This is a genomic window from Paraburkholderia sp. BGA-UO-ETr-F12 (assembly GCF_059567945.1).
Genome location: NZ_JCAQOZ010000004.1, coordinates 1 through 23901, shown reverse-complemented (window position 1 = coordinate 23901; position 23901 = coordinate 1). Strand labels below are relative to the sequence as shown.

Here is a 23901-nt window from a genome sequence, read left to right as displayed (position 1 = left end):
ATATGCGCATGCCATGCTGGTTGGGCTGAATCCAAGCCGGTTCTGAGCGGCCCAGCGCATTCCTGATTCCGGTCACGCAGGCGAACGGCGCCGCGCTACCGGAGGTAGCCGTCAGCTGGCTGCGCGGGCGCGCCGGCCGCACGCCGCGGATGACGATTGGCGGCGTCAAGGCCGCGGCCTGCACGCCGGCGGCCGTCTCGCAGTTCTTGCAGCAGGCCCGGGCTCTCAAGAGCAGCCAGACGAGACCGAGGCGCCGCGCCGCTGCACAACTGAGCATCTTTGTGCTGCGACGCTGGTCGCTGGACCCGTTGTCCGCGCTGATGGCCTGCGTGGACGTGCACAATTGCGCTGATGGCGTTTTCGTTTGCACGCGTCAGTGCGGCGCTGACGATGTCTGGACGCGTATCTCGATGGCGCCGGCATCGCGATGACATCAAGGCGCCGCTGTGCCGCACGGTCCGGCGCAGCACCGGGCAGCTCAGCAATACGCCGTCGCCGCAGGGGAACGCCGATGCGATTGTGCGACGTCAGGCACTGGCGGCCGGGAGCGGCATGCAGCCCCACGTTCCGGGGGATGGGCGTCGCCGTGTATCGGAAGAACGGCGGCACGCGTGAGAACGCCGCGGCGACGGGGAACCACGCTTCCCCGCGTTAGATTCAGCTTTACGACGGACGTCACGACGTAATCAGGCTGGACGAGGTCGGGGGATCCGCGTGTAACGGGGCCTGCCCAGGGAGAGAGGATATATGCACGTCAGCCGTCTGGAGATGGGGCGGATCGAATGTCGCTAATCGCCCCATTCTTCCATGTTCCTCCGGCAGTTTCAGCGCATGTCACCACGGCCCTCCAGATCGGTGGTGGTGCTGGCGCACGCCGGGAATTTACCTTTCGCAATAAACAGGTGCGCAGGGAAAACTGGCATATAGTATTTGTACAACAAATGGTCAACAGCCGTACGGGCAAACGTAAACAAAAATCCGGGGCCCATGGAAACGTTGATCGATGTGGAGATCGCGCATATTGCGCGGATGATGAGGCCATCGCTGGCTGGCAGCCCGAGGGGGCCCCATACTGCGGGTGCAATACTGGCGCTGGCGGCTCCGCAGGCTTCTGGACTCGCCGCACCTGACGCGGTTCCAGCTTTGCGCGCTGGACAGCCTGTTGTTGCAATTGGCTGCATCTGAAGCCAGCGTCAAGAGCCAGCCGTCAGTATCCGGGGACTAGAGATCAAGGCGACCCCGCACCGCCGCTGCTAAGACGCTGGCAGCGGCGAGAAGCAAAGGGACCGACTAGTCCGGCGCAAGGCGTCATCGGCCCTCGCGGGTCGAGGAAATCTGGGCGCCACCTACGATCTGCCGGTGCGATACCGCGATAGATCAAGAAAGGGCGGAGTTCGACGGGTCTTACGGCTTCGTGGCGTTTTTTGCAAAGGGGTCAACATGCGACTTTCTGATGACGGGGCGACGCGTCGCCGCCGCGCGGCCGCGAGCAACGAACTCATCGGCGCGCAGTTCGACGCGTTTTCTCGGCAGGTGCCGCTGCTCTACCTCATACTTCTGATCAACACCGGAGCAGTTGCTTACGCGCATCTGGACGACTCGCCCAGATGGCTTTCGATCTACATACCCGGCATCCTCGGGTCGGTCGGCCTGACGCGCATCTTCGTGTGGCTCAGACGACGGGATCGTCACCGTCATCTGGCAGACGGAGAGGTTCGCCAACGGCTGACGACAGCGGCCTGGTTTATCACAACCTTCGCGATTGGATTTACAACCTGGGCTTTTGCACTCTATCCGTATGGCGACGCCGACGCGCATGTGCAGATCGCGTTCTCGACCGCGATCACCGTCATTGGTTGCATCTTCTGTCTCATGCATCTGCGAAGGGCCGCCCTACTGCTGACGGCAATCATGGTTATCCCATTCACCATATTCTTCACGCGCACCCAGAATTCGATTCTGATGACCATCTCACTGAACATGTTATTCGTCACGATCGCCATCATCGTGATGATGCTCATGCATTACCGCGACTTCGCGAACCTGATTGAATCCAGAAAAGCCCTGCAGGTTCTCAGCGACGCCAACCTGAGGCTTGCAAAGCTGGATACGCTGACGGGATTAACGAACCGCCGGTCGTTCCTCGAACAGCTCGAGGGACTCTGCCGCGAGATGGCTGGTGACTGCCGGACATTCGCGGCTGGCGTGATTGATCTCGACGGGTTCAAGCAGGTCAATGACCTCCATGGGCATCAAACCGGTGATCGGGTACTTGAGGAGGTCGGCAAACGGCTGATGAGGCTGCAATCTGCCGAATGTACGTTCGCTCGCCTGGGCGGCGACGAATTCGGACTGCTGGTGAGGAACGAGACGCAGATCGAGAGCCTGCTGACGCTCGGGGAAAAAATCTCCATGGTGCTGAAAGAGCCGTATCGCTGCGCGGGTGCAAATATCAGGCTGTCCGCATCGCTGGGCATCGCGCAGTTTCCGGTTGCCGCGACGACGCCGCATCAATTGTTCGAGCGGGCGGATCACGCCCTATATCACGCCAAGGAACACCGGCGCGGCGGGACGACGATTTTTTCCGGGGAGATCGAAAGCGCGGTACGACGGGCAAGCATGATTGAGCAGTTGCTGCGGCAGTCGGATCTGGATCGCGAGATGACCCTCCACTACCAACCCATCATCGACGTGACGAATCGCCGTGTCGTGTCGTTCGAGGCCTTGGCACGCTGGCGAAGCAGTCTATTGGGCGACGTCCCGCCGTCGGAATTCATACCCGTCGCAGAGCGCAGCGATCTTATCCATACGATTACACTGATGCTGCTCGGCAAGGCGCTCGGCACCTTGCAGGTGGCAGAACCAGGCGTTCGTGTGTCGTTCAATCTGTCGGCGCGCGACCTGAACTCGCCCGATACGATTCTTGCCATCATAGACATGATCCGACGCAGCGCCGTCTCGCCCGATCGCCTCACGATCGAGATTACCGAAACCGCAGTGATTCGCGATTTCGATCAGGCCCGACACGCGTTGAGCGAGCTCAAACAGTACGGCGTCCACCTCTCGCTCGATGACTTCGGCACGGGCTTTTCGAGTTTGCATTGCCTCCATCGGTTGCCGCTTGACAAGGTAAAGATTGACCGTAGTTTCGTGCGGGAAATCGACTTCGACACGGGCGCGCAGAACATCGTGCGTAGCATCGTCAGTATGTGCCGAAGTTTGAGGCTGACTTGCGTGGTCGAAGGAGTGGAAACCGAGGCGCAATCGACTGTGCTGCGAAAACTGGGTTGCAACGTGATGCAGGGCTATCTGTTCGGTCGTCCGGCCCCAGTACTCAATGACCCTATCAGCGCGTGGTCCTGGCGAGGCGATGAGGCTAGCTCGGGAGATATGGAGCTAAAGTCGGAAGTGGTGTACGGGGGAGTTGAGGCGGGAGATTGAAGGCGGTGGAGGTTTCAGCTGAGAATCTGATTGTCGAAGTCGGAAACCAGCAAACAACAAACCATCCACCATGAGCAAGTTTACGGAAAAAGAAGTCGTTGGTCTATCGGGNTGCGAGACGTGCTGGGTCGGATCGTTGGGCCACATGCGCTTGAGGGTACCTGAGATCTGCTGGGAGCTAAAGTCGGAAGTGGTGTACGGGGGAGTTGAGGCGGGAGATTGAAGGCGGTGGAGGTTTCAGCTGAGAATCTGATTGTCGAAGTCGGAAACCAGCAAACAACAAACCATCCACCATGAGCAAGTTTACGGAAAAAGAAGTCGTTGGTCTATCGGGCGTCGGTCTGTGCCTTGACGAGCTGGTGCGGCAAGGTGCCCGGCAAGTGATTCAGCAGGCGATCGAAGCCGAGTTGTCAGCACTGCTCGAACGGTTCGAGAACGTCAAGACCTTGCACGGGCAGCGTGCCGTGGTGCGCAACGGCTATTTGCCGGAGCGCGAGGTGCTGACTGCGGCCGGCCCGATTGCGGTGAAGGTGCCGAAGGTTCGCGATCGGTCAGGATCAGGCGTGAAATTCAATTCTTCGATTGTGCCGCCGTATGTGAGGAAGTCGCCGCGCGTGAGTGCCGCGCTGCCGTGGCTGTATCTGAAGGGCATTTCGACGGGCGATATGAGCGAGGCGCTGCGCGTGCTGCTGGGCGAGGATGCGAAGGGTCTGTCGGCAAACGTGGTGAGCCGCCTGAAGGCCCAGTGGGCCGACGAGCATGCGAGTTGGAGCCGGCGTGATCTGTCGAAGTCGCGCTACGTGTACTGGTGGGTGGACGGGATTCACACCGGGCTGCGCAGCGAGAACTCGGACGGTCAATGCTTGCTGGTGATCATCGGCGTGAGGCCGGATGGGCGCAAGGAGCGTGTGGCGATCGGCGACGGGTATCGTGAGTCGAAGGCGTCCTGGCAGGAACTGCTGCTCGATCTGAAATCGCGAGGCCTGCAGGCCGGTCCGTTGCTCGCGGTCGGCGATGGCGCGATGGGCTTCTGGGCCGCGCTGGAGGAAGTGTTTCCTGCGACGCGGGGCCAGCGCTGCTGGTTCCACAAGATGGGCAACGTCCTGAACGCGCTGCCGAAGTCGCAACAAGGCAGAGCGAAAGCAGATCTGCAGGCTATCTGGATGGCCGCCACCCGCGCCGACGCGTATGCCGCGTTTGATCGTTTCGTGACGGTCTACGCGGCGAAATATCCGAAGGCGACGGAAACGCTGAAGAAGGACCGGGAGAGCCTGTTGGCGTTTTATGACTTTCCGGCTGGGCACTGGCAGCACCTGCGCACGACCAACGCCATCGAGTCGACGTTCGCGACCGTGCGCCACCGGACGACGCGTACGCGCAACTGTGTGTCGCGACCGACCTTCCTCGGTCTGGCATTCAAGCTGATCGAGGAAGCCGAGAAAACCTGGCGCCGCATCAACGGCCCTGAACAGATCAAGCTGTTACTTGAAGGCATTGCCTTCAAGGACGGCGAACCGGTGCAAGACGATCGACCGGGTCAGCAGAAACTCGCCGCTTGACGTCGCCGGCCATCAAGCTGCCCGTACACCACTCTTGACCTTATCTCGCACATCTGCTGGGGCGACCACTTCCATTCCAGCAGGGTGAGTACGACGCGCCACGACACGCNGGCGCCGCATCAACGGCCCTGAACAGATCAAGCTGTTACTTGAAGGCATTGCCTTCAAGGACGGCGAACCGGTGCAAGACGATCGACCGGGTCAGCAGAAACTCGCCGCTTGACGTCGCCGGCCATCAAGCTGCCCGTACACCACTCTTGACCTTATCTCGGAGATATGGCAGGCGAATTACATCGCTGATTGACGACCAGCTTCCTTGCTCCGCACATCGACCGTTGTCAGTGACCGGCGTTATGGAGCGATTCCGGGATCGGCGTATAGGCGCCACTGGCGCGGGGTGCAGAACGGCGACGCGACGAATGCCGTACACGCGGACTCCCCTGTAAATGGCGCGATGCGAGCATTGTTGAAGTGCACCTAATTTCCATGTTCTCTTATCGGGGCTTACATTGTGTTCGAGGAGGGCATCACGTCTGCCAGCAAATTGGCGGCGCACTCATCGCGCTATAGCACACCTGCCGGGAGCCCCATAGACGCCATCGTTTCCAGGTACGTGGATTATCTACGTAACCGACGTTATGCGTCCGATACGATCCAACGCTATCTGGCTGCCTTGCGCCACTTCACCCATCGGCTGAAAAAGCGGTTGACTCTTGCCGATATTGATGACGATTTCGTGATGGTCGCGCAATTCAGGCTGACGTGAAGCATTGTGCCTCGCCATTGAGGGCGGCGCTCGGAACTGGGGCGTTCGTTGGCGCAGAAGCGAGAAGGCGGGCAAAAGGCTCGTCCTGTCGCGTAGGGTTATGTGGAGGCCGGTTGCCATGACTCCGGCGCATGATCCTCTCGGCAAGTCATATTAGCAGGTCGGTGAGATACCTCGTTGAACGGTCATCCGGGACGCAGGCGTAAGCGTTGAATTGATGTTATCAATGAGAGCGAGATGGATCGAATGCGCGGGCCAGACGGTTTACCGAGTCGATGTTCACAGTGGTCGACGCTGGATGACTTCGTGCCGAAGGATCATCCGTTGCGTCCGATTCGCAGCTGGCTTAATGACGCACTCCAGCGCATGGACGACGTGTTCGCGCGGATGTACGAGGCTGACGCGTGAGGCGGTCGGCCGAGCATCGCGCCGGAGAAGCTGGTGCGAGCTCTTTTGCTGCAGGTGCTATATTCGACTCATAGCGAGCGCATGCTGGTAGAACAGATTTCCTTCAACATGCTGTTCCGCTGGTTCGTCGGCCTGCCGATGGACTGGACCGTCCAGACAGGTGCACGGACATGACAACAGAGCGCTGCCATAACGCCGCCGCTTAGCCGGGTTGTTCTTCACGTCCTGAGCGGGCGGCGACGTATTGGTAGTCTTCAGTATTTAGCCGCGATATTCGAAGTTCCACCGCGCAACGGTTATATGAGTATGCGATCCGTTGGATTTGCAACAACGGCGCGCCGACGTCGAGGTCGAGCTCACGGCTTTCGAGTTGATCCGCTAGTGCAACAGTCACGCTTTCGTCAGTCTCCACAACGTTGATTGCGAACACGTCCTGGTAGAAATTGTAGAGGGTGTTAGGGCGGTTGCGCAGTTTGGTCTCGGTCAGACCCGGGAAGTGAGCCTCCGGCACGGTAATGTGCTCGATCAACACGGTTTTGCCATGCAAGGCGAGGCTGTTGATGAACTGAAACACCCGGGCGCCGGATTCGATGCCAAGCGCTGCCGCCACCTGGCGGGACGCACGAGCTTTCTTGAAGTCGATCAGCGTGACAACCGGATAGGCCTTTTCGCCGTCGCGCCGGACGATGCGAAAGAAGCGGAAGAAATGCCGGTCGCGCTGATGCATGGCGACGAATGTGCCCAGGCCCTGATGGCGAATTAGAATGCTTTCGGCGCAGAGTTCGTCGATCGCTTTGCGCAATGTGCCGATGGAAACGCCGAATCGTTCCGCGAGCCGCTTTTCCGAAGGAATGCATTCGCCGCCTTTCCATTCGCCAGCCGACAACGCGACCAGGATCGCACTCTTGACCTCTTTGTATCGCGTGCCGCCCAATGCCGGCGGAGTGATGGCGAGCGTGCTCATGAAAAACCTCTAGGTGCGGGAGCCACTGTTAAATCTGCCCTGATTTTATCCGACCACATCATCTAGCACATCTAGATGATGTGGTTTCTGTCGCGAGGTTGAGACAGGTACTTTCGCTTCCTGTGCGAGTCACGCCGTCATGCGCAAAAAATCCTTGTTCATGAGCCAAGAATTACTGGCTTTTCAGCTTGTGCGCGTCGCTTTAACCTGATGTCCAGCCCTTATTTTTCGCAGAACAACCAGGCTCGACGGATCCCCATGCAAGTGACTGCAACTGTCAGCGAACTCCTGAGCGTCCGGGTGTGGCGCGGCTCTGAAAACGGCGCGTTCGAAGCGTTCGAGGTTCCGCGCCGTGCCAGTCAGACTGTGCTCGATGTCGTTACGCACATTCAGCGCTGCATCGACGCCACGCTTTCGTACCGGTTTGCGTGTCGGGTTGGCATGTGCGGTTCCTGCGCGATGACCGTGAATGGGCTCGCGCGTTGGACTTGCCGCACGCACGTGGCGAAGGTGCTGCGCCGCCCCGGGGACGTGCTCGAAATTGCACCGCTGAATCATCTGCCGATCGTTAAAGATCTGGCGGTGGATATGACCGGATTTTTCGATAAATGGCGCGATGCAAAAGGGTATTTTGCAGGCAATCGCGACCGCGGCGCGCCGCTCGAACAGGTCGATCCCGCTTCGCCTGAACGGCAGGCAGCCGACGCGGGCATCGAATGCATCGGCTGCGGCGTGTGTTACGCGAGTTGCGACGTAGTCGGCTGGAAACCGGATTACCTAGGTCCAGCCGCGCTCAATCGAGCGTGGACGCTGGTGAACGATGTGCGCGACGTTCAGCAGGGCGCCCGGCATGAAGCGGTGGCAACCGATGCCGGCTGCCACTCTTGCCATACCCTCGGTTCGTGCACGGAGCGTTGCCCGAAAGCACTCGCGCCGACCGCGAGTATTGCCGGGCTCAAGCGCGCAGGGCGTACCGTGCCAAAAGGCGGTGCGAAATGAATCGCGGCCTCGACGGCTGGTGGCTCCAGAGACTCTCCGCCATGGTGTTGACGCTGTGCGTCACCGTGCACCTTGCAACGATGATCTGGGTCGTGCACGGAGGCCTGCGCGCAACGGATGTCATCTCGCGTTTGCACGGCAATCTCGCGTGGGGCGCGTTCTACTCGGTCTTCGTGATCGCCGCGGCGGTGCATGTGCCAGTGGGCCTTCGCCGTATCGCGGACGAGTGGCTCCGCTGGCGCGGCACATGGGCCGCACGCGCCAGCATGGGCGTAGGTATTGCGTTGGCGTTGACGGGTTTGCGGGCAGTGTATGCGTTGATTGCAGGAGCCGCCGCATGAGTACGAATCCGCCCGTACCCACTCGTGCGCGTGCAATCCCCGCAGTGTCTCCCGGCCGCAAGCTCGACTTCCGCGCGCGCAATCGTCCCGCGTGGTGGGCCTTTCTGGTCCACCGGCTCTCAGGCCTTGCACTCGCGTTCTTCCTGCCCGCGCATTTCTGGGCGCTCGGCACCGCGCTTCACGGCGCCGCGCGCTTCGAATCGTTCCTGCTCGTGACACGATCGCCCTGGTTCGTCTTCGCCGAATGGGGACTGGTGACGTTACTGGCCGCGCACCTGATCGGCGGCGTCCGCTTGTTGCTGATCGAACTCAGGCCGTGGTCCGGTTTGCGTAAGGATCTCATCGCACTGACTGCGGGCGGTGCGTTCGTCATCGGTATGGCGTTTGCGCTCTCGCTCACGTTGTGAGCGCGTGGAAAGAGGCTTTAATGGAAACCAGAACGAGACTCGAAAGCGGCTTGACCGTCGACTACGCACAGGTGGAAGAGATCGCCAAGGCGCTGTATATCCGCTCGCTTAAATTGCTACCGCCGGATATCAAGGCAGGTATCGAGGCGCTCGAAGCCAGTGAACGCAACGATACGGCGCGACGTGTGCTCGGCACCATGCGACGCAACATCGTGGTGGCCGAATTGGCCGACAACCTGCTGTGCCAGGACACCGGCCTGCCGATCTATAACGTCACGCTCGGCGAGGGCGTGCAGTTCGACGGCATGCGCCTGAAGGCGGCCATCCGTAGCGGTTGTGCCCGTGCCACGCGGGAGCACCCGCTGCGCTCGTCGGCGGTCCATCCTCTCACGCGTCATAACGAGCAGAATTCCTGCGGCGCCGAGGCGCCCGTGATTCACGTCGATTTCGACGATACGCCGGGAACGTTTTCCATTGAAATGATCCCCAAAGGTAGTGGCTCGGAAAACAACTCCTTTTTGTGTATGGCGGTACCGGCGGAAGGCGTCGACGCGATCCGCCGATTCGTGATCGACTGCGTGGTCGATGCAGGCGGGAAAACCTGTCCGCCGACGATTGTCGGCGTGGGTATCGGCGGTACGTCCGATCTGTGCGTGGCGCTCGCCAAGCGCGCGGCCACGCGACCCCTCGGCAGCCACTGCCCCGACGAACATGGCGCAGCGCTCGAATCGCAATTGTCGGCGGTGGTCAACCAACTGGGCGTGGGGCCACAAGGGCTGGGCGGCGATGCCACCGCATTCGCGGTACACATCGAACTGGCCGCCACGCACATCACGATGAACCCGGTCGCGGTAAACATGCAGTGTCATTCGGCGCGCCGGGCGCGCGCGACGGTGACCGCGCGGGGAGTCGACTATGGCTACTGATATCCCGGATACCGGCGCCCATCACACGCTCGCCATGCCCGCCAGCGACGCTCAGATCCGCGCCCTGCACATCGGCGATACCGTTACGCTCGAGCACACGCTGTTCGGCATTCGGGACGCCACCCAGATCCACATGTTCGATCGAGGCCGCACGACGCGTTTCGATCTGCGCGGACATGCGGTGATTCACACGGCGCCGAATGTGCGTCGCGTGGAGATTTCGCCGCAGCATCCGGCGGGCTATGAGCCGGTTTGCATCGGCACGACGACTTCCGCGCGCATGGAGCGCTTTACCGCGCCGCTCATGCAGGCGTACGGGGTCCGCGCGGTGATCGGCAAGGGCGGGCTCGGCGCTGCCTCGAGCGCCGCGTTCGCCGAGTTCGGCGGCGTTTATCTGGCGATCGTCGGCGGCACGGCCGCGTTGGAGACGACCTGGATCGAGCAGATCGAAGACGTGGACCTCGACGATCTCAATCCCGAATCGTTATGGCGTTTCCGCATCCGCGGTTTCGGGCCGCTGCTGGTCGCGATGGACAGCCACGGCGGCAGCCTTTACACAGCAGTCCAGGACAATACGCGCACGCAGCGCGACGCGGTACTCGCGTCGCTCGGCATACGCGCCTGAAGACGCAACCGGAAAAGCGCCGCGATGAAACAGTTCGATACCGACATTCTCATTCTGGGCAGCGGCGGTGCTGGCCTGTTCGCCGCGCTCCATGCGCAGGCGGCCGCGCCACATCTGCGCATCACGGTGGCGGTCAAGGGACTGCTCGGCAAATGCGGCTGTACGCGCATGGTGCAGGGCGGCTATAACGTCGCGCTGGCGCCGGGCGATTCAATTGAGCGGCACTTCATGGATACCATCGAGGGCGGCAAATGGCTCTCGAATCAGGACCTCGCGTGGATGCTCGTGACCGGCGCTGTCGAGCGGATCCGCGAACTCGAAAACGAACTGGGCTGTTTCTTCGACCGCAATCCGGACGGCTCCGTGCGGCAGAAAGCATTTGCTGGCCAGACCTTCGACCGTACCGTCCACAAGGGCGACCAGACCGGCATCGAGATCATCAACCGCCTGGCGGAGCAGGTGTGGGCGCGGGGGATCGACAGACTGGAAGAGCATCGCGCGGTGGAGTTCATCCGCAGCTACGACGGCAAGACGCTGGCGGGTGTGCTGATGATCGACATGCGCAGCGGCGAGTTCGTGTTCGTGCGCACCCAGGCGGTCTTGCTCGCGACAGGGGGCGGCCCGACCATGTACCGCTATCACACGCCAAGCGGAGACAAGAGTTGTGACGGCATGGCGATGGCGCTGCGCGCCGGCCTCACGCTGCGCGACATGGAGATGGTGCAGTTCCATCCGACCGGTTTGCTGGCCGGCGCCGATACGCGCATGACCGGTACTGTGCTGGAAGAGGGGCTGCGCGGCGCCGGCGGATACCTGCTCACCGGCGCGGGTGAGCGCTTCATGGAGAAATATGACCCCCGCGCCGAACGGGCGACGCGCGATGTAGTTTCGCGCAGCATCTTCCGCGAATTGCGCGCCGGACAAGCCACGGCCAATGGCGGCGTCTATCTGCAAATGCATCACCTCGGAGCGGACAGCGTGAAGAAGCGCTTCAAGGGCATGGTCGAGCGTTGCGCCGATTGTGGTTTCGATCTCGCGGGCGGGCTTGTCGAAGTCGTGCCGACCGCGCACTACATGATGGGCGGCGTCATGTTCGACGCGAATTGTGCGACAACGTTGCCGGGTCTCTTTGTCGCGGGCGAAGACGCTGGTGGCGTGCACGGCGCGAACCGGCTGGGCGGTAATGGCGTGGCAAATTCAACGGTGTTCGGCGGGATCGCCGGCGATACGCTGGCCGCCTGGGTGCCGCGCCACGGCAGGTTCGCCGATGCGGACACGGACGCGATCAACTCGGCGATGGCGCGCTGCAATCGCCCGCTTCACCAGCCGCGCGGCAATCTGGAAGCGATTCGCGATGCACTCGCCGAAGTCATGTGGGATGAGGTTGGCATCCTGCGCGACGCGCAGGGACTGCAACGTGCAAAGCGCCGTCTAGTGGAACTGGATGCCCAGCTCGACGAGACCGGCATCGACGGTCATGACTTGCGCTTCAACCTGTCGTGGCACGACTGGATAAATCTGCGTAACCTGATTCTGGTGAGCCGTGCGATCACGGAGTCGGCGCTGCTGCGCGAGAATTCACGTGGCGCGCACTATCGCGAGGACTTTCCGGAGGCGGGTGATCTGGAGACATCCGAGTACATGTGCCTTCGGCTCGAGGGCGAAACATTTGCCACGAGCCGTCGGCCGGTTCAGTTCACGCGCGTGAGGCCGGGCGAATCGCTGATCGAAGAGGAAAGCTCGGCCGTGTCGATGAAGTGACGCTTCACTGCATCCGTGAAGGCCTCGCGTGGGTGATCTCGCCGTTCCAGCAGTCCGACTCTGCGCGGCGTGACGCGCTGCGGCAAGGTCGTGACCTGTAGACCAGTGTCGCGCGTCCAGTTTGCATTGGCGAGCAAGGGCACGATGGAGACGCCGAAGCCGCGCCGCACCATTTCCGAAATCGCCTCGATCGAGTTCAGTTCCATGATCTCGTTACCGTTGAAGTCGAGTTGGCGAAGCGCGTTGTCGACCAGCACGCCGGTCCAGGTGTTGCGGTCGAAACGGATGAACGGCTCTTCGAGCAGCGCCTCGATCGATGCGTGCTGGCCGCCGGCGGGCGAGATGAAAACCATCGGTTCGCTGTATAGCATGGTCCATTTGAGCGCGGCCGGCAGCGCTAAGGGTGCCTGCGTGATGATGGCTGCATCCAGTTCTCCGCTCTCCACCCGTGCCGCAAAGTCGCTCGACAAACCCGTGAATAACTTCAGATCGAGCCGCGGATAGCGCTGCTTGAGTTTGAGCATCGCATCGGCGAACGCGCCCATGAGCGAGGAGACGAGCGCGCCGACCCGCACCGTGCCCGAGAGTTCGCCGGAATTGCCGACGGCAAGCATCTGCCGGTATTGCGCCACTAGCGTCTCCGCGAGCGGCAGCATGGCGCGTCCCTGCGCGCTGAGCGACACTGAGCGGGCCGCGCGATCGAACAGCACGAGGTCGAGATCCCGCTCAAGCGAGCGCATCTGCAGGCCGACCGCCGCCTGCGTCAGACACACTTCCTCAGCGGCGGCAGCGAAAGAACCGTGGTGCGCGACGGAAAGAAACGTGACGAAGTAGCGAATCGCGCTCACGGCGGCTCCGCGTTATTGCATGCCCCAGCGCTGCACGGTGTGGCGCTCAAGCACACGGAAAATCAGATTTTCGACAGCCAGGCCGATCAGGATCACGGTGAACAACCCGGCGAACACGTTGGCAATATCGAGCAGATTCTTGTTCTCGTAAATGAACCAGCCGAGACCGCCCGAACCGGAACTTACGCCGAACACCAGTTCGGCGGCAATCAGCGTGCGCCACGCGAATGCCCAGCCGATCTTCAGCCCGGTCAGGATGCTGGGGAATGCGGCGGGTACGAGAATCTGCAGCACGTAGCGGCCGCCACGCAGGCCATAGTTGCGCCCGACCATCTTCAGAGTATTGCTCACCGAGAGAAAGCCCGAGTGGGTGTTGAGCGCCACCGACCAGGTCACAGAATGGACCAGCACGAAGATCAGACTGCCGTTGCCGAGGCCAAACCAGATGAGCGCGAGAGGCAGGAGAGCGATCGCGGGCAGCGGGTTGAGCATTGAGGTCATCGTCTCCAGAAAATCGGTGCCGATGCGCGAGGTGATGGCCGCAGCCGTAAGCAGCGCCGCGAGCACGATGCCAAACGCGTAGCCGATCAGCAGCACATGGATCGAGGACCACGCTTTGCCGGGCAATTCACCGCTCGCGATGCTCCTGAAGAACGCTTCGATGGTCGCGCTGAAGGTCGGAAAGAGTAGCGGGTTGTTCAGGAGCCGGCCGTAGATTTCCCAAGCGCCTGCGAGTAGCGCCAGAATGATGAGCTTGCGTATCCAGGCCTGGTTATAAAGCCGTTCGAACGGCGACAACGGTTTTTCGACCACGCTGAACTCGTGCGTCTCGGACGGCTCGCGTACCACCTCGGAACGAGGCACGACAGGCGCGGCATTGCGACGACCGGAACCACCATGGGTGAGCATGTCAGACATTTTCTGCCCTCTCGATTTCGTCTTCGAACAGCATGTGCTGAATGCGCTTTTCAAGCGCAATGGCGGCTTCCGGCGTTGCCGCCGTTTCCAGTTCGGCCTTGACCTGGCCGGGGTGCGGCGACAACAGCAGAATCCGGCTGCCGATCTTGATCGCCTCCGGAATCGAATGCGTGACAAACAACACGGTGAAGCGCGTTTCGTCCCATAGGGTCAGCAGTTCATCCTGCATCTTGCGGCGCGTGAGGGCGTCGAGTGCGGCGAATGGTTCGTCCATCAACAGGACGTCGGGCTCCATCGCCATGCCACGTGCAATTGCCACCCGCTGCTTCATGCCACCCGAGAGGGTATGCGGATAGCTGTGGGCGAACGAGGCCAGATTGACCTTGTCGATGTAGTGCATCGCGCGGTCCTCGATCTCCTTCGCGGGCAAACGGTGCGAGGCCTGCAGTGCGAACATCACGTTCTGTCTGACGGTTTTCCACGGCAGCAACTGGTCGAATTCCTGAAACACCATCATTCGATCGGGGCCGGGGCGCGTGACCGTTTTGCCCTTCAACGAAATGGTCCCCTCCGTCGGCGGTAAATAGCCGCCAACGCTTTTGAGCAACATAGACTTGCCGCAGCCGGACGGGCCGAGCAGAACGAAGCGATCTCCGCGGAACACTTCGAAGTCGACTCGGTAGGTCGCCATCACGAGCATTTTCGGCGTCTTGTACTGCAGCGTCACGCCGCGCACCGCAAGCAGCGGCGACGTGTCGGGATAATGCAAGGCATCGTTCGCGGCGCGCATGTCAGCTTCCTTGCAGGGATTGGGCGGTCGGAAAAAACATGTCCTTCCACGATTGCGGTTTGGCCTTGATGAGGCCCGTGCGCGCCATGAAGTCGGCGTATTTGATGGTGTTCTGTGGAACAGTAGTGAACGAGACGTCGGGTGACGTAATCATTTTTTCCACTTCATCCACGGTGCTATTTTCTTTTGAAATCCGCAGATAGGAAACGGCCGCCGTGATCCGCTTACGTATCTTCAGTCGCCGTCGCTACTCTAGGTCGCAAACTATTCTTAGGCGGTTTGAACTGCGACGTCGGAACGAGCCGCGAAGAGCGCTTCATCGCGGGCCTTTTGAATGGCTGTTAGCCGGAAGCTTTTCGGTCGTTCGATGTCGTTAGGCGGGTGTCTGTTCGTCTCCGGAGGGAGGGCGGTGTCCATTCCATCACGCCCGAACTCTGCCCAGTCACGAACGGATGCCCTGAGTCGCCGCCCCAATGAACTGAACCCCAAGAGTTGGACACAACCTTGGAGGTTCTGTGAGGGAATTCGATGTAAAGTTTAAGGGGAAGATGGTTCGCGAGTACCTCGCTGGCAAAGGGGGTTATAAGCTCCTTGCGGCGAAATTCGGTATTGCAGAAAGCATGGTAAGGCGATGGGTGGCGGCATATCGTCACCATGGTAACGCTGGGCTCATCCGGCAGCGTGGTGCTTACACCCTTGAGTTCAAGCTTGAGGTGGTGCACCGGGGCGTGGCTGAGAACCTTTCCTGTCGAGAGCTGGCTGCCATTTACAATATCGGCAATCCGCACAGCATCACGATGTGGCAACAACAGAAAGCACGGGGAGAGCCCCGTTCGCTAAAGAGCATGCGCCCGTCGGGACAGGATGTTTCGGTGCCAGCAAAGAAAAAGACCTCGAACCAGTCGTTGGAAGCTCCGCGATCTGAGGAGTCAGACCAACTGCTTCGTGAGAATCAGCAGTTACGCGCGGAGGTCGCGTACCTAAAAAAATTCAATGCCTTGGTTCTAGCAAAGAAATTGGCGCGGCAGAAAGAGCCAAAATAGTGCTTGAACTGAGGCAGGAATTCCCCTTGGCCGATCTTCTCCAGGCTGCGGGGTTGCCACGCAGTACGTACTACTATCGGGTCAAGACGTTGGCCGCACCAGACCGGCATGGTGGGCTCAAGGCGAAGATTCAGGCTGTCTATGCGGCACATCGCGGCTTGTATGGCTACCGTCGCATCACCTTAACTATCCGCAGTGATGGCGAGCTGGTCACTCACAAGAAGGTGCAGCGCCTCATGAACGAATTGGGAATCAGGTCGAGGGTGCGCCGGAAGAAGTTCCGGTCCTACCAGGGCGAGGTCGGCGAGGCCGCTCCGAACCTGCTCAATCGTGAGTTCACCGCGTCGAGCCCGAACGAGAAGTGGGTTACCGATGTGACCGAGTTCCGGGTCGCGGGGAAAAAGCTGTACCTTTCTCCGGTCATGGACCTCTACAATGGGGAAATTGTTGCCTACGGGTCGAGCCATCGCCCCAACTTCCCGATGGTCATGGGCATACTCAGGAAAGCTGTCAAGAAACGCGGGAATGCGGCTACACCGATACTTCATTCAGACCAGGGTTGGCACTACCGCATGCAACCATACCGAGCGGCACTGGCGCGCTACGGAATGAAGCAAAGCATGTCGAGAAAAGGAAATTGCTTCGATAACGCGGCCATGGAGAGCTTCTTTGGCACGCTGAAGGCCGAGTACTTCCATCTCACAGACTTCGAAGACGTCGACGCATTACGGGCAGGCCTGAAGGGCTACATCGACTACTATAACCGGCACCGCATCAAATCGAAACTTGGTGGACTGAGTCCCGTGGAATATCGAATGCGAGCGGGAAAAAATTAACGCTTCAACGTCCAACTCTTGGGGTTCAGTTCACAACCGCGGCGACTCAGGCGCATCGTCAATTCGCACTGAATGGCGACACCACCGTCGCCTTCGTCTTAATCATCCCGGTCCCGATCCATGCGGGCGGCGTCCAGCGATACACCACGATGCCCGAGTCGTTATAGTTGTCCTTCGTGACCTCATATTCACCCGTCGACCGTCGATACGCCCGAAGTCCGTACATCGAATCCACGTCGTTACCCACGTCGACCATGTTTGGGTTGCTATTCGCGAGCGTGATATCGAGCTTACCGGTCGTGAGGTTAAAAGCATCGACATTCGGGACGGTGTGAACGTAGCCGACGAACAGATAATTGCCGGTGGCCACAATCGACTTCGGATTCGCGCCAGTAATGTTGATGACCGGATTCGGCGTGCTCCTGTTACCGGCCAGCCAGCCGTGATACACCTCGACGCGCTGCCCCACCGCAGTCCAGTCCGTGCTGCCGGCTGCCCCTTGCGTGAGAATCATCGTGTCGCTTTCAGGCAGGTAGATGATACGGGTCAGTTGCGAGATGGTGCGCGGGATCGGCGTCGTGATCGCGGCGCCCCAGACCGGTTTGCCACTCGAATCGAAACCTGTCAGTGGGTAGTGTGAAATGACATTGGTCTTGTCGAGACCCGCCCAGATATCGCCTCTGCTATCCAGACAGAAACCGTTGCGCACGCGGGCCGTCGTGGCGAAGGCCGTTCCCGGCAACGCGCCATCAGGAATCGCAATGTAGCCGCTCGCCGGGTTGAAGTGGAAAAAGTAGAAGGTATCGGGGTTCTGACTCGCGGCGACGAGTATCCGGTGCCCTCTCACGCTGGCGATCTGCGCGAAATGTTCGCCACGTTCGTGGTCGGCAAGATTGATCCGCGGATCGGCCGGATAGGTGATCGGATCGATTGTGTTGGCAACCAAGGTGCCGCCCACGGTTCCCGAATAGATGTTCATTCCGCCGTAGAAAATCGCCCCGTCGGTGGCCGGATCAGGAGCCGCGTTGCCCTCGAAGTTCACAGATTGGAGCTGCCAGCGTAGGACTCCGGTCCCGTCGTATGCATGGATATCGGTGCCGCCGTTACGGCCGAGGTCCCATGACCCTCCCCATGGATTGTTCAGGACGTAGAGATTGCGCGCGGAATCCCTGCCGATGCCGGTGACGCGCGTAAAGCGCTTATCGCCCACTTGCCCTTTTGTGCCATTGGCCGTACTGAGAAAGCCGCCTTGAACACCGAACGTCCCCGCGGCATACGGCGTGCCGGACACGTCATAGATCTTGATGTTCATATCCGGCCCTTCGTCGCCGATCCATAGCTGGTCGCTCGTCGCATCGAAGTACAGCGAAGCGGGCCGCGCATTGGCCGGCAACTGGATGGTGTTCCGGCGCTCCCCGCTGGGACCGAACTGGATCACGGCGCCCAGGCTTTGTTGTGCGACCCAGACGTTTCCAGCTGCGTCTACCGCTAATGCGCCCGGCTCTGCCATGCTGATATCGTGCAGCCAGACACCGGACGTCGTAAACACGCGCACGCGATTGCCGGGGAAATCGCTCGCATATAGCAGCGAGCCGGACGTCGCGAGTCCGGTGACGACATCGGCCAGGCGTTCGGTGGTCGTCGCGCTGACGGTGATGAGCAGGTCGCGCGTACGGCTGGTCCGGTTGTATCGGCCAACCTTACCGCTACCGTAAGTGGCGCTGAACTGCAGCGCAGCGAATAGCGAGGTCGAGTTACCGGTGATCGCGCCCCCCTGAAATTCGGCGTGCGCCCCGATCGAACCGATGTTCTGTCCGTTCTGATAGATCGCGATGCCGCCCTCACCTTCGTCCCACATTGATGCGGTATAGATCTCCCCTTCAGGTGCCACCCACATCGAGCGAGCCACATTGCCCACTCGAGTCGTGGCCGTGCCATGCGTGTTGGCTATCCACCCAGTGGAGTATTGTGCTTCGCAAACGGACGCAGCCGCGGCGCTCAGCACTACCGCGATGAACGCGGTACAGAGTCTTTTGAAAACCATGAGGGACGTTTCTTCGATCGCACGCCGTGCAGTACGGGCGTCCATAATCCGGTGTTGCCAACCCTGGCAAACTTGGAGTCCGAACCCTGACGATTCGAGCACTTGCGACGTGACGCGTCGAATAGGTCAGGTATGTCGTCTGAGTTAACGGCGGTCCGCGGCGCGAGTTGAGAGATTTCTCACTTGACCCTGATGACGGCGCCAGCACGGCTGGAGGCCTGCATCACTTTCCGGTTAACGGGACGAGCCGGGTGCGCAAGGTGCGTGTGCAACCTGAACCTCGGACCATCAAAAAAACGGCACGGACTTTCGTCCGTGCCGGCGAAATGCTCTGGCATTTTTCCGAGGGCTGCCAGAGCATGAGAGGCAGTCAGCATAATTAAAGCGCTCGTTCTCCGATCCGGATAAAAGCGGTCCAAACTTCCTCCTGTTCGTCCGAACCGGTCGGTCAAACCTCGGTTTCTCCATTGTGAGGTTTGGCGTCATCCTTCGATCCATCTGCAACTCCCTTTACAATCGCGAGCGCCGACACTGCGGCTAACAGTGCTGTCGCGTCTGCGGGCTTCTGAAGAAACAGATCGGGCAGAACAGACGGCGAAGAGGGCGGCAGGCTTAATGACGAAGCCAGAACGATAGGCACACTAGCCAGAGTTGGGTCGGCCCGGAATATCCTGCACAATTCCGGCCCGTCTATACCAGGCATGTTCCAGTCGGTGAGCAAAAGGTCCGGGCGAGCGGTACGCGCGAGAGCCCAGGCCGAAGCGCCGTCAGGCGCCCACACAACATCAAACCCGTTCAGGCGGAGGATGGCCGTCCAGGCGGCAGCGGTCTGTTCGTCATCGTCGGCCAGGAGGATCAGTGGGCGCGGCTCGGATGGCGTCATGTCAGTGTGGCGAGTCCAAACTGGGCCACTTTAAGCAAGATATAGGCCATGCCGCCCGGCGGCGCCCGCGCAAGGGAAACGTTCCGATGCTGTAATTTTAACCAAGGACTGTCGCTTCCGTTGAAATGTTTACATCTGAACGAATTGTAACGGCGCGACTGCAATGGCAAGACCTCGCGAGTTCGGCGCCCTAGCGTCAATGCGGTTCACTTTTTAACACGTTAGACAGGGGGCGCATGCTTCCCGGGGCGATCCTGCAAACCCCGGCACAAGGCTTGTAAAAATCTTTGGACCCAATTGGAGGTTTGCCGGGCCGGTCTCGGCGTTTGGAATAAGACCGAGCATATTGATCGCGGTCGATCCGACGATGCGTTAGCGAAAAAGCGAAGGCAAAGCGACCTCCGCAGGAATTTCTGCTTCGGCGACTTGGGGCTGCTTAACTAGCAAGTTCGAAAATGCTCCGCGTGTAAGGCGTTCACTCGGATTGAACATCTCCTCAACAGCCACCGGCAGCTCGGACGAGCAGCAGTCGATTTTTAGGAAATTCTGCCCAACATGGTGCCTACGTTATTCCCTGCTATGATTGGTCGCGCAATTGCGTTTTGCGCGACCGGGTTTCGCGAAACTGGCAGAAATGCAAGCGTATCTCCAGTCAGTTGCCTCCGCCATATCGTGCATTCAATGATCCAGTGTGCCATCCTTTTGGGCGCGCCGTAATTCATGGTAGACCTCGGTGCGGGTCCTTCCGGCGTGTGCACGGCTCTCACTACCGCCCACGAATGCGCCGCGCATTGCGTCCGAAGTCATCGAAGCGTTGCTGTTGGATGCCGTACTGGTTTCGCACGAAAGAAACGAACGGTCATCTTGTATCGGAAAACAGCGACGGCACTCGCGTACGCCGCCACTTTGAATGCAGAAATGTCGTCCCGATACGCCGCTTGGCTGATCAGCCCGCCCATGTTTTACGGCAGTCCGCTCTGTCTCCTGGAGCGATTTCCTGAGCGGCCGTCGCGGCATTGGCGTTTGACGCGGCGGCTTGCAACTGGTTGACAGGCCGTCGCGCGTATTAAAAAAGCGCAAGTCGGGTTCCTGATCGCGGATTTCTAGCCGGAAAGCTGAAATACTTGCGGCGCATTAATGTGCCCCGGCGAGGTTTGCGCGCGCATTGAACGCCAGGATAGTGAGGCGGGTCAACCGGGCGCTTTGGCGTTCGCTGCAAAAAATCTCAGATTGAATGACTACCCCCGCACCGGTGGATTGGGCGTCCCACTCGTACCTGCGTCCGTCGGTCATGCTGACGCATGAGCCTGACAGGGCACTATAGTTTTCCCGATTCGCGGGCCGGCGGGTATTGCGCTATCGGGCTGAGTGCAGGTGCCGCGCGGGTGCCCTCGCTCAGCAGGGTGGGGATTTCGTCGAGGCGCAATAGTGTAAGGTTGCCGCCGTAGACAACACCCGTGTCGACGTTGATGACATTGTGGCTCACGACCGGCCGGGGTGAAGGCGTATGTCCTACGATAACAGCCGTGACCCCTTCGACCCTGCCGCACGTATCAAGCCTTCCGGACTTCAACCGCCTGAACAGTCGTGCTGCGACGCAACGCATCGACGCGAAGCCGTCCGATCCTGGCAACTTCCATCGTGACCGATCCCAGATGACCTTGCGCCGTATCTTCCCGTCAACACCTTCTTTCATTATTGCCTTAACCGTTCTGGGCCAGGATTGCAGAGGCACGTTCGCATGTACGATTCCGACCAGACCAAAGTCCGTCTCTATTTCGATTGCATAGGGGAGCGCTGCCATGTACGCAACGATAGCGTCAATGGACTGCCCGTCCGCTGCCATATCAAGTAGCCACCTGCCGCCATTGCCCCGAACGAAGCCGTCATTGGCGCCATAAAGACGCCAGCGCACGATCGACTCCTCATGATTGCCGCGCACCGACTGGATGTCGTACCGACGCACCACATCGAGGACAGCAGGTGATTCGAACCCTCTGTCTACGAGATCGCCGACGGCAAAGAGCCTGTCCCTGGCGAGATCGAACTGGCATGCTTCGAGTTCCTTTCGCAGTTGCGAGAAACATCCGTGCAGATCGCCCACAACAAAGTCACGACCTGACGTATTTTTTTTAAAGCGCCGAACTGGTGAGAAGGTCTGCCGCATTTTTGCCGCCGTAAGGATGTCCTCGTTGCACCGTCGTCAGGATGGAGCGTAATGTTCGATCCGAGTCTCCAGCGCGGCAGCACGAGGCTTTGCGCAATCGTTCAGAGAGAGTTGCTTACGGGTGCGCGGCACATGCGCGTCGCGGGAGCTTTGTTTCGCGAGCCAGGTGCGGACGATAGCGTCAATCAGCCACTGATGTTGATCTTTTGCCGGCGTGGCGACTGTGGTCCACCGCACAGGTAGTGTCAATTGCTCGCCAGTAGTATCCGTTTGTAAACAGAGATGTATTCGTCCGATGGTTTGATCCGGTTGCTTCTGCTGATGAACGCGCGTCGCGCGGAGGCTGATCGCCAGCCGACCTTGTAAAACGCCAGTCGCGAATTAGCTTTATAATCAGGATGTCTTATCGAACGGACAGGGACCGCATCCCATAGGCGGGAGAAGCGGCAGCATCCTTCAGACCGAATTTAGCGCCATTGAACTGCCATTTGCGATGCGTCAACTCAATGCCTGAATTCGTGATCGCGGCCCTTCACAGGCATTTGAAACCTGGCATCACATCCGTTCTGGATTTCATGTGGCAATGGTCCTGCTTGATCACGTGGTTCAGATATTTCGACAATCTAATCTTCGTGTCTTCGGGCAGCAGGACCATCCGCCTTCATCTCGCGCACTGGGCGGTGCGAAGCAGCATAACCGTCGGGCGTTATGGTCTCCGGCGACTGGCCCTGATGCCTAAGGGCCTGGCTGAAGAATGCTTTGGCGGCGGCCATGGAGCTAAAGTCGGAAGTGGTGTACGGGGGATTGAGGCGGGAGATTGAAGGCGGTGGAGGTTTCAGCTGAGAATCTGATTGTCGAAGTCGGAAACCAGCGAACAACAAACCATCCACCATGAGCAAGTTTACGGAAAAAGAAGTCGTCGGTCTATCGGAAGTCGGTCTGGGTCTGGATGAACTGGTCCGGCATGGAGCCCGGCAGGTGATCCAGCAGGCAATCAAGGCGGAGCTGTCAGCGCTGCTGGAGCGGTTCGAGAACGTCAAGACATTGCACGGCAAGCGTGCCGTAGTGCGCAACGGCTATCTGCCGGAGCGCGAAGTGTTGACGGCGGCCGGAGCGATTCCAGTGAAGGTGCCGAAGGTTCGTGATCGATCGGGATCGGGCTTGAAGCTCAATTCATCGATTGTGCCACCGTACGTGAGGAAGTAGCCGCGCGTGAGCGCCGCGCTACCGTGGCTGTATCTGAATGGCATTTCGACGGGTGACATGAGCGAGGCACTGAGCGTGCTGCTGGGCGAGGATGCCAAGGGTTTGTCGGCGAACGTGGTGAGCCGTCTGAAGGCGCAATGGGCCGACGACCATGCCAGCTGGAGCCGGCGTGATCTGTCGAAGTCGCGCTATGTGTATTGGTGGGTCGACGGCATTCATACCGGCCTGCGCAGTGAGAACTCAGACGGCCAGTTCCTGCTGGTGATCATCGGGGTGAGGCCGGATGGGCGCAAGGAGCGCGTAGCAATCGGCGACGGGTATCGCGAGTCGAAGGCGTCCTGGCAGGAGCTGCTGCTCGATCTGAAATCGCGTGGCTTGCAGGGTGGTCCGCTGCTGGCCGTCGGAGATGGTGCAATGGGATTCTGGGCCGCACTGGAGGAAGTGTTTCCTGCAACTCGCGGCCAGCGCTGCTGGTTTCATTACGCCGAATTCCGGATTACGCCGATGTGGAGCGGGAAGGCGGCACCGCGGGCGGTGAACGCGCAGTAAGTTTCGGCATAATCAGAGCGACTCTAGGAAGGCCAGGAGCTTGTCGGTGGGACAATATCGACCCACCTTCGCGGTGGGCATTCGAACTCGGTCAAGGGCTTGCTCCTTGATACCCAGATGCGCATGAAGATAGATCGCGGTGGTGTCGACGCGCTCATGCCCTAGCCATAGAGCAATCACCGTGGGATCTACTCCCGCTTCCAGAAGCCGCATTGCCGCGGTATGCCTCAACACATGGCAAGTGATGTTTTTCTTTCCCAAAGTCGGACACGTCGCCGATGCTGTAGCTGCGTGAAGGGGAGCCTGTCAGAATTTTAGTGTGCCGAGGTCATGAGACGATAACGGAAATAACGTCCTATGACCGAAGCAACCGTGACCAAGAAGAGCAAGAACCCGAAGGCGCCGAAGCTGTTCCCTGAC

The 23901-nt window shown here is 60.0% G+C and carries 18 protein-coding genes and 4 pseudogenes; 12 read left to right on the top strand and 10 right to left on the bottom strand.

Going from position 1 to position 23901, the window contains the following annotated elements; all coding sequences use genetic code 11:
* The first annotated feature begins 1440 nt into the window (after window positions 1–1440).
* The 3 genes and pseudogenes from AC57B6_RS00720 to AC57B6_RS00710 form a co-directional block, all read left to right on the top strand.
* Window positions 1441–3441: a putative bifunctional diguanylate cyclase/phosphodiesterase gene (locus tag AC57B6_RS00720; RefSeq protein ID WP_496420553.1), complete on the top strand. Its 2001-nt coding sequence runs from the start codon at window positions 1441–1443 to the stop codon at window positions 3439–3441.
* A 293-nt stretch (window positions 3442–3734) separates the two neighbouring features.
* The gene (locus AC57B6_RS00715; protein ID WP_315696861.1) at window positions 3735–5000 is read left to right on the top strand and encodes an IS256 family transposase; all 1266 of its coding nucleotides are present in this window, start codon (window positions 3735–3737) and stop codon (window positions 4998–5000) included.
* A 1012-nt stretch (window positions 5001–6012) separates the two neighbouring features.
* Window positions 6013–6318 (top strand): annotated as a pseudogene (locus tag AC57B6_RS00710) (transposase); the annotation flags it as partial.
* 58 nt (window positions 6319–6376) lie between these two features.
* On the opposite strand, the gene AC57B6_RS00705 reads toward AC57B6_RS00710, so the two are convergent.
* Window positions 6377–7138, bottom strand: a complete 762-nt coding sequence (locus AC57B6_RS00705; RefSeq protein WP_496420552.1) for a GntR family transcriptional regulator — start codon at window positions 7136–7138, stop codon at window positions 6377–6379.
* A gap of 258 nt (window positions 7139–7396) precedes the next feature.
* Between AC57B6_RS00705 and AC57B6_RS00700 the strand changes: the two genes are divergently transcribed.
* Genes AC57B6_RS00700 through AC57B6_RS00675 form a run of 6 tightly spaced genes read left to right on the top strand, consistent with a single transcriptional unit; the run spans window position 7397 to window position 12197 of the window.
* The gene (locus AC57B6_RS00700) at window positions 7397–8137 is read left to right on the top strand and encodes a succinate dehydrogenase/fumarate reductase iron-sulfur subunit (RefSeq protein ID WP_496420551.1); all 741 of its coding nucleotides are present in this window, start codon (window positions 7397–7399) and stop codon (window positions 8135–8137) included.
* On the top strand, window positions 8134–8478 hold the full coding sequence (locus AC57B6_RS00695) for a succinate dehydrogenase (protein ID WP_496420550.1): 345 nt from the start codon (window positions 8134–8136) through the stop codon (window positions 8476–8478). Before AC57B6_RS00700 ends, AC57B6_RS00695 begins: the two co-directional genes overlap by 4 nt.
* Complete coding sequence (gene sdhC / locus AC57B6_RS00690) at window positions 8475–8885, top strand: succinate dehydrogenase, cytochrome b556 subunit (RefSeq protein WP_496420549.1); 411 nt, start codon at window positions 8475–8477, stop codon at window positions 8883–8885. The genes AC57B6_RS00695 and sdhC overlap by 4 nt, the downstream gene beginning before the upstream one ends.
* A gap of 20 nt (window positions 8886–8905) precedes the next feature.
* Window positions 8906–9811, top strand: a complete 906-nt coding sequence (locus AC57B6_RS00685; RefSeq protein WP_496420548.1) for a fumarate hydratase — start codon at window positions 8906–8908, stop codon at window positions 9809–9811.
* Window positions 9801–10436, top strand: coding sequence for a fumarate hydratase C-terminal domain-containing protein (locus AC57B6_RS00680; protein WP_496420547.1), 636 nt, complete (start codon window positions 9801–9803; stop codon window positions 10434–10436). Before AC57B6_RS00685 ends, AC57B6_RS00680 begins: the two co-directional genes overlap by 11 nt.
* 24 nt (window positions 10437–10460) lie before the next feature.
* The gene (locus AC57B6_RS00675; RefSeq protein WP_496420546.1) at window positions 10461–12197 is read left to right on the top strand and encodes an L-aspartate oxidase; all 1737 of its coding nucleotides are present in this window, start codon (window positions 10461–10463) and stop codon (window positions 12195–12197) included.
* Here the strand turns inward: AC57B6_RS00675 and AC57B6_RS00670 are convergent.
* From AC57B6_RS00670 to AC57B6_RS00655, 4 genes are read right to left on the bottom strand one after another with little or no spacing between them, the layout of a single operon-like run.
* The gene (locus tag AC57B6_RS00670; RefSeq protein WP_496420545.1) at window positions 12128–13045 is read right to left on the bottom strand and encodes a LysR substrate-binding domain-containing protein; all 918 of its coding nucleotides are present in this window, start codon (window positions 13043–13045) and stop codon (window positions 12128–12130) included. The two genes, AC57B6_RS00675 and AC57B6_RS00670, sit on opposite strands and share 70 nt — an antisense overlap.
* A 12-nt stretch (window positions 13046–13057) precedes the next feature.
* A complete protein-coding gene (locus AC57B6_RS00665; RefSeq protein WP_496420544.1) occupies window positions 13058–13963 on the bottom strand; it encodes an ABC transporter permease in 906 nt (301 codons plus the stop codon).
* On the bottom strand, window positions 13956–14753 hold the full coding sequence (locus AC57B6_RS00660) for an ABC transporter ATP-binding protein (RefSeq protein WP_496420543.1): 798 nt from the start codon (window positions 14751–14753) through the stop codon (window positions 13956–13958). The genes AC57B6_RS00665 and AC57B6_RS00660 overlap by 8 nt, the downstream gene beginning before the upstream one ends.
* A 1-nt stretch (window position 14754) precedes the next feature.
* Entirely contained in the window at window positions 14755–14925 is a 171-nt protein-coding gene (locus tag AC57B6_RS00655) for a hypothetical protein (protein ID WP_496420542.1), read from the bottom strand.
* Between the two features lie 343 nt (window positions 14926–15268).
* Here AC57B6_RS00655 and AC57B6_RS00650 point away from each other — a divergent pair.
* Window positions 15269–16632, top strand: a protein-coding gene (locus AC57B6_RS00650; RefSeq protein ID WP_496420541.1) for an IS3 family transposase whose coding sequence is annotated in 2 segments (ribosomal slippage) — window positions 15269–15743 and window positions 15743–16632 — 1365 coding nt in all. Because the reading frame shifts where the segments join, the coding sequence is not laid out codon by codon here.
* A gap of 58 nt (window positions 16633–16690) precedes the next feature.
* Here AC57B6_RS00650 and AC57B6_RS00645 read toward each other — a convergent pair.
* From AC57B6_RS00645 to AC57B6_RS00630, 4 genes and pseudogenes are all read right to left on the bottom strand, one after another.
* Complete coding sequence (locus tag AC57B6_RS00645; RefSeq protein WP_496420540.1) at window positions 16691–18676, bottom strand: SMP-30/gluconolactonase/LRE family protein; 1986 nt, start codon at window positions 18674–18676, stop codon at window positions 16691–16693.
* A gap of 448 nt (window positions 18677–19124) precedes the next feature.
* Entirely contained in the window at window positions 19125–19559 is a 435-nt protein-coding gene (locus tag AC57B6_RS00640) for a response regulator (protein ID WP_137954047.1), read from the bottom strand.
* A 1318-nt stretch (window positions 19560–20877) separates the two neighbouring features.
* Window positions 20878–21726 carry a metallophosphoesterase gene (locus tag AC57B6_RS00635; RefSeq protein ID WP_496420539.1) on the bottom strand — a complete coding sequence of 283 codons (849 nt, stop codon included), beginning with the start codon at window positions 21724–21726 and terminating at the stop codon, window positions 20878–20880.
* Between the two features lie 403 nt (window positions 21727–22129).
* Window positions 22130–22499 (bottom strand): annotated as a pseudogene (locus AC57B6_RS00630) (DDE-type integrase/transposase/recombinase); the annotation flags it as partial.
* A gap of 118 nt (window positions 22500–22617) precedes the next feature.
* Here AC57B6_RS00630 and AC57B6_RS00625 point away from each other — a divergent pair.
* A pseudogene (locus AC57B6_RS00625) lies at window positions 22618–23412 on the top strand (IS256 family transposase); the annotation flags it as partial.
* A gap of 81 nt (window positions 23413–23493) precedes the next feature.
* On the opposite strand, the gene AC57B6_RS00620 reads toward AC57B6_RS00625, so the two are convergent.
* Window positions 23494–23742 carry a tyrosine-type recombinase/integrase gene (locus tag AC57B6_RS00620; RefSeq protein ID WP_496420538.1) on the bottom strand — a complete coding sequence of 83 codons (249 nt, stop codon included), beginning with the start codon at window positions 23740–23742 and terminating at the stop codon, window positions 23494–23496.
* 96 nt (window positions 23743–23838) lie between these two features.
* Here AC57B6_RS00620 and AC57B6_RS00615 point away from each other — a divergent pair.
* Window positions 23839–23901: pseudogene (locus tag AC57B6_RS00615) on the top strand (transposase); the annotation flags it as partial.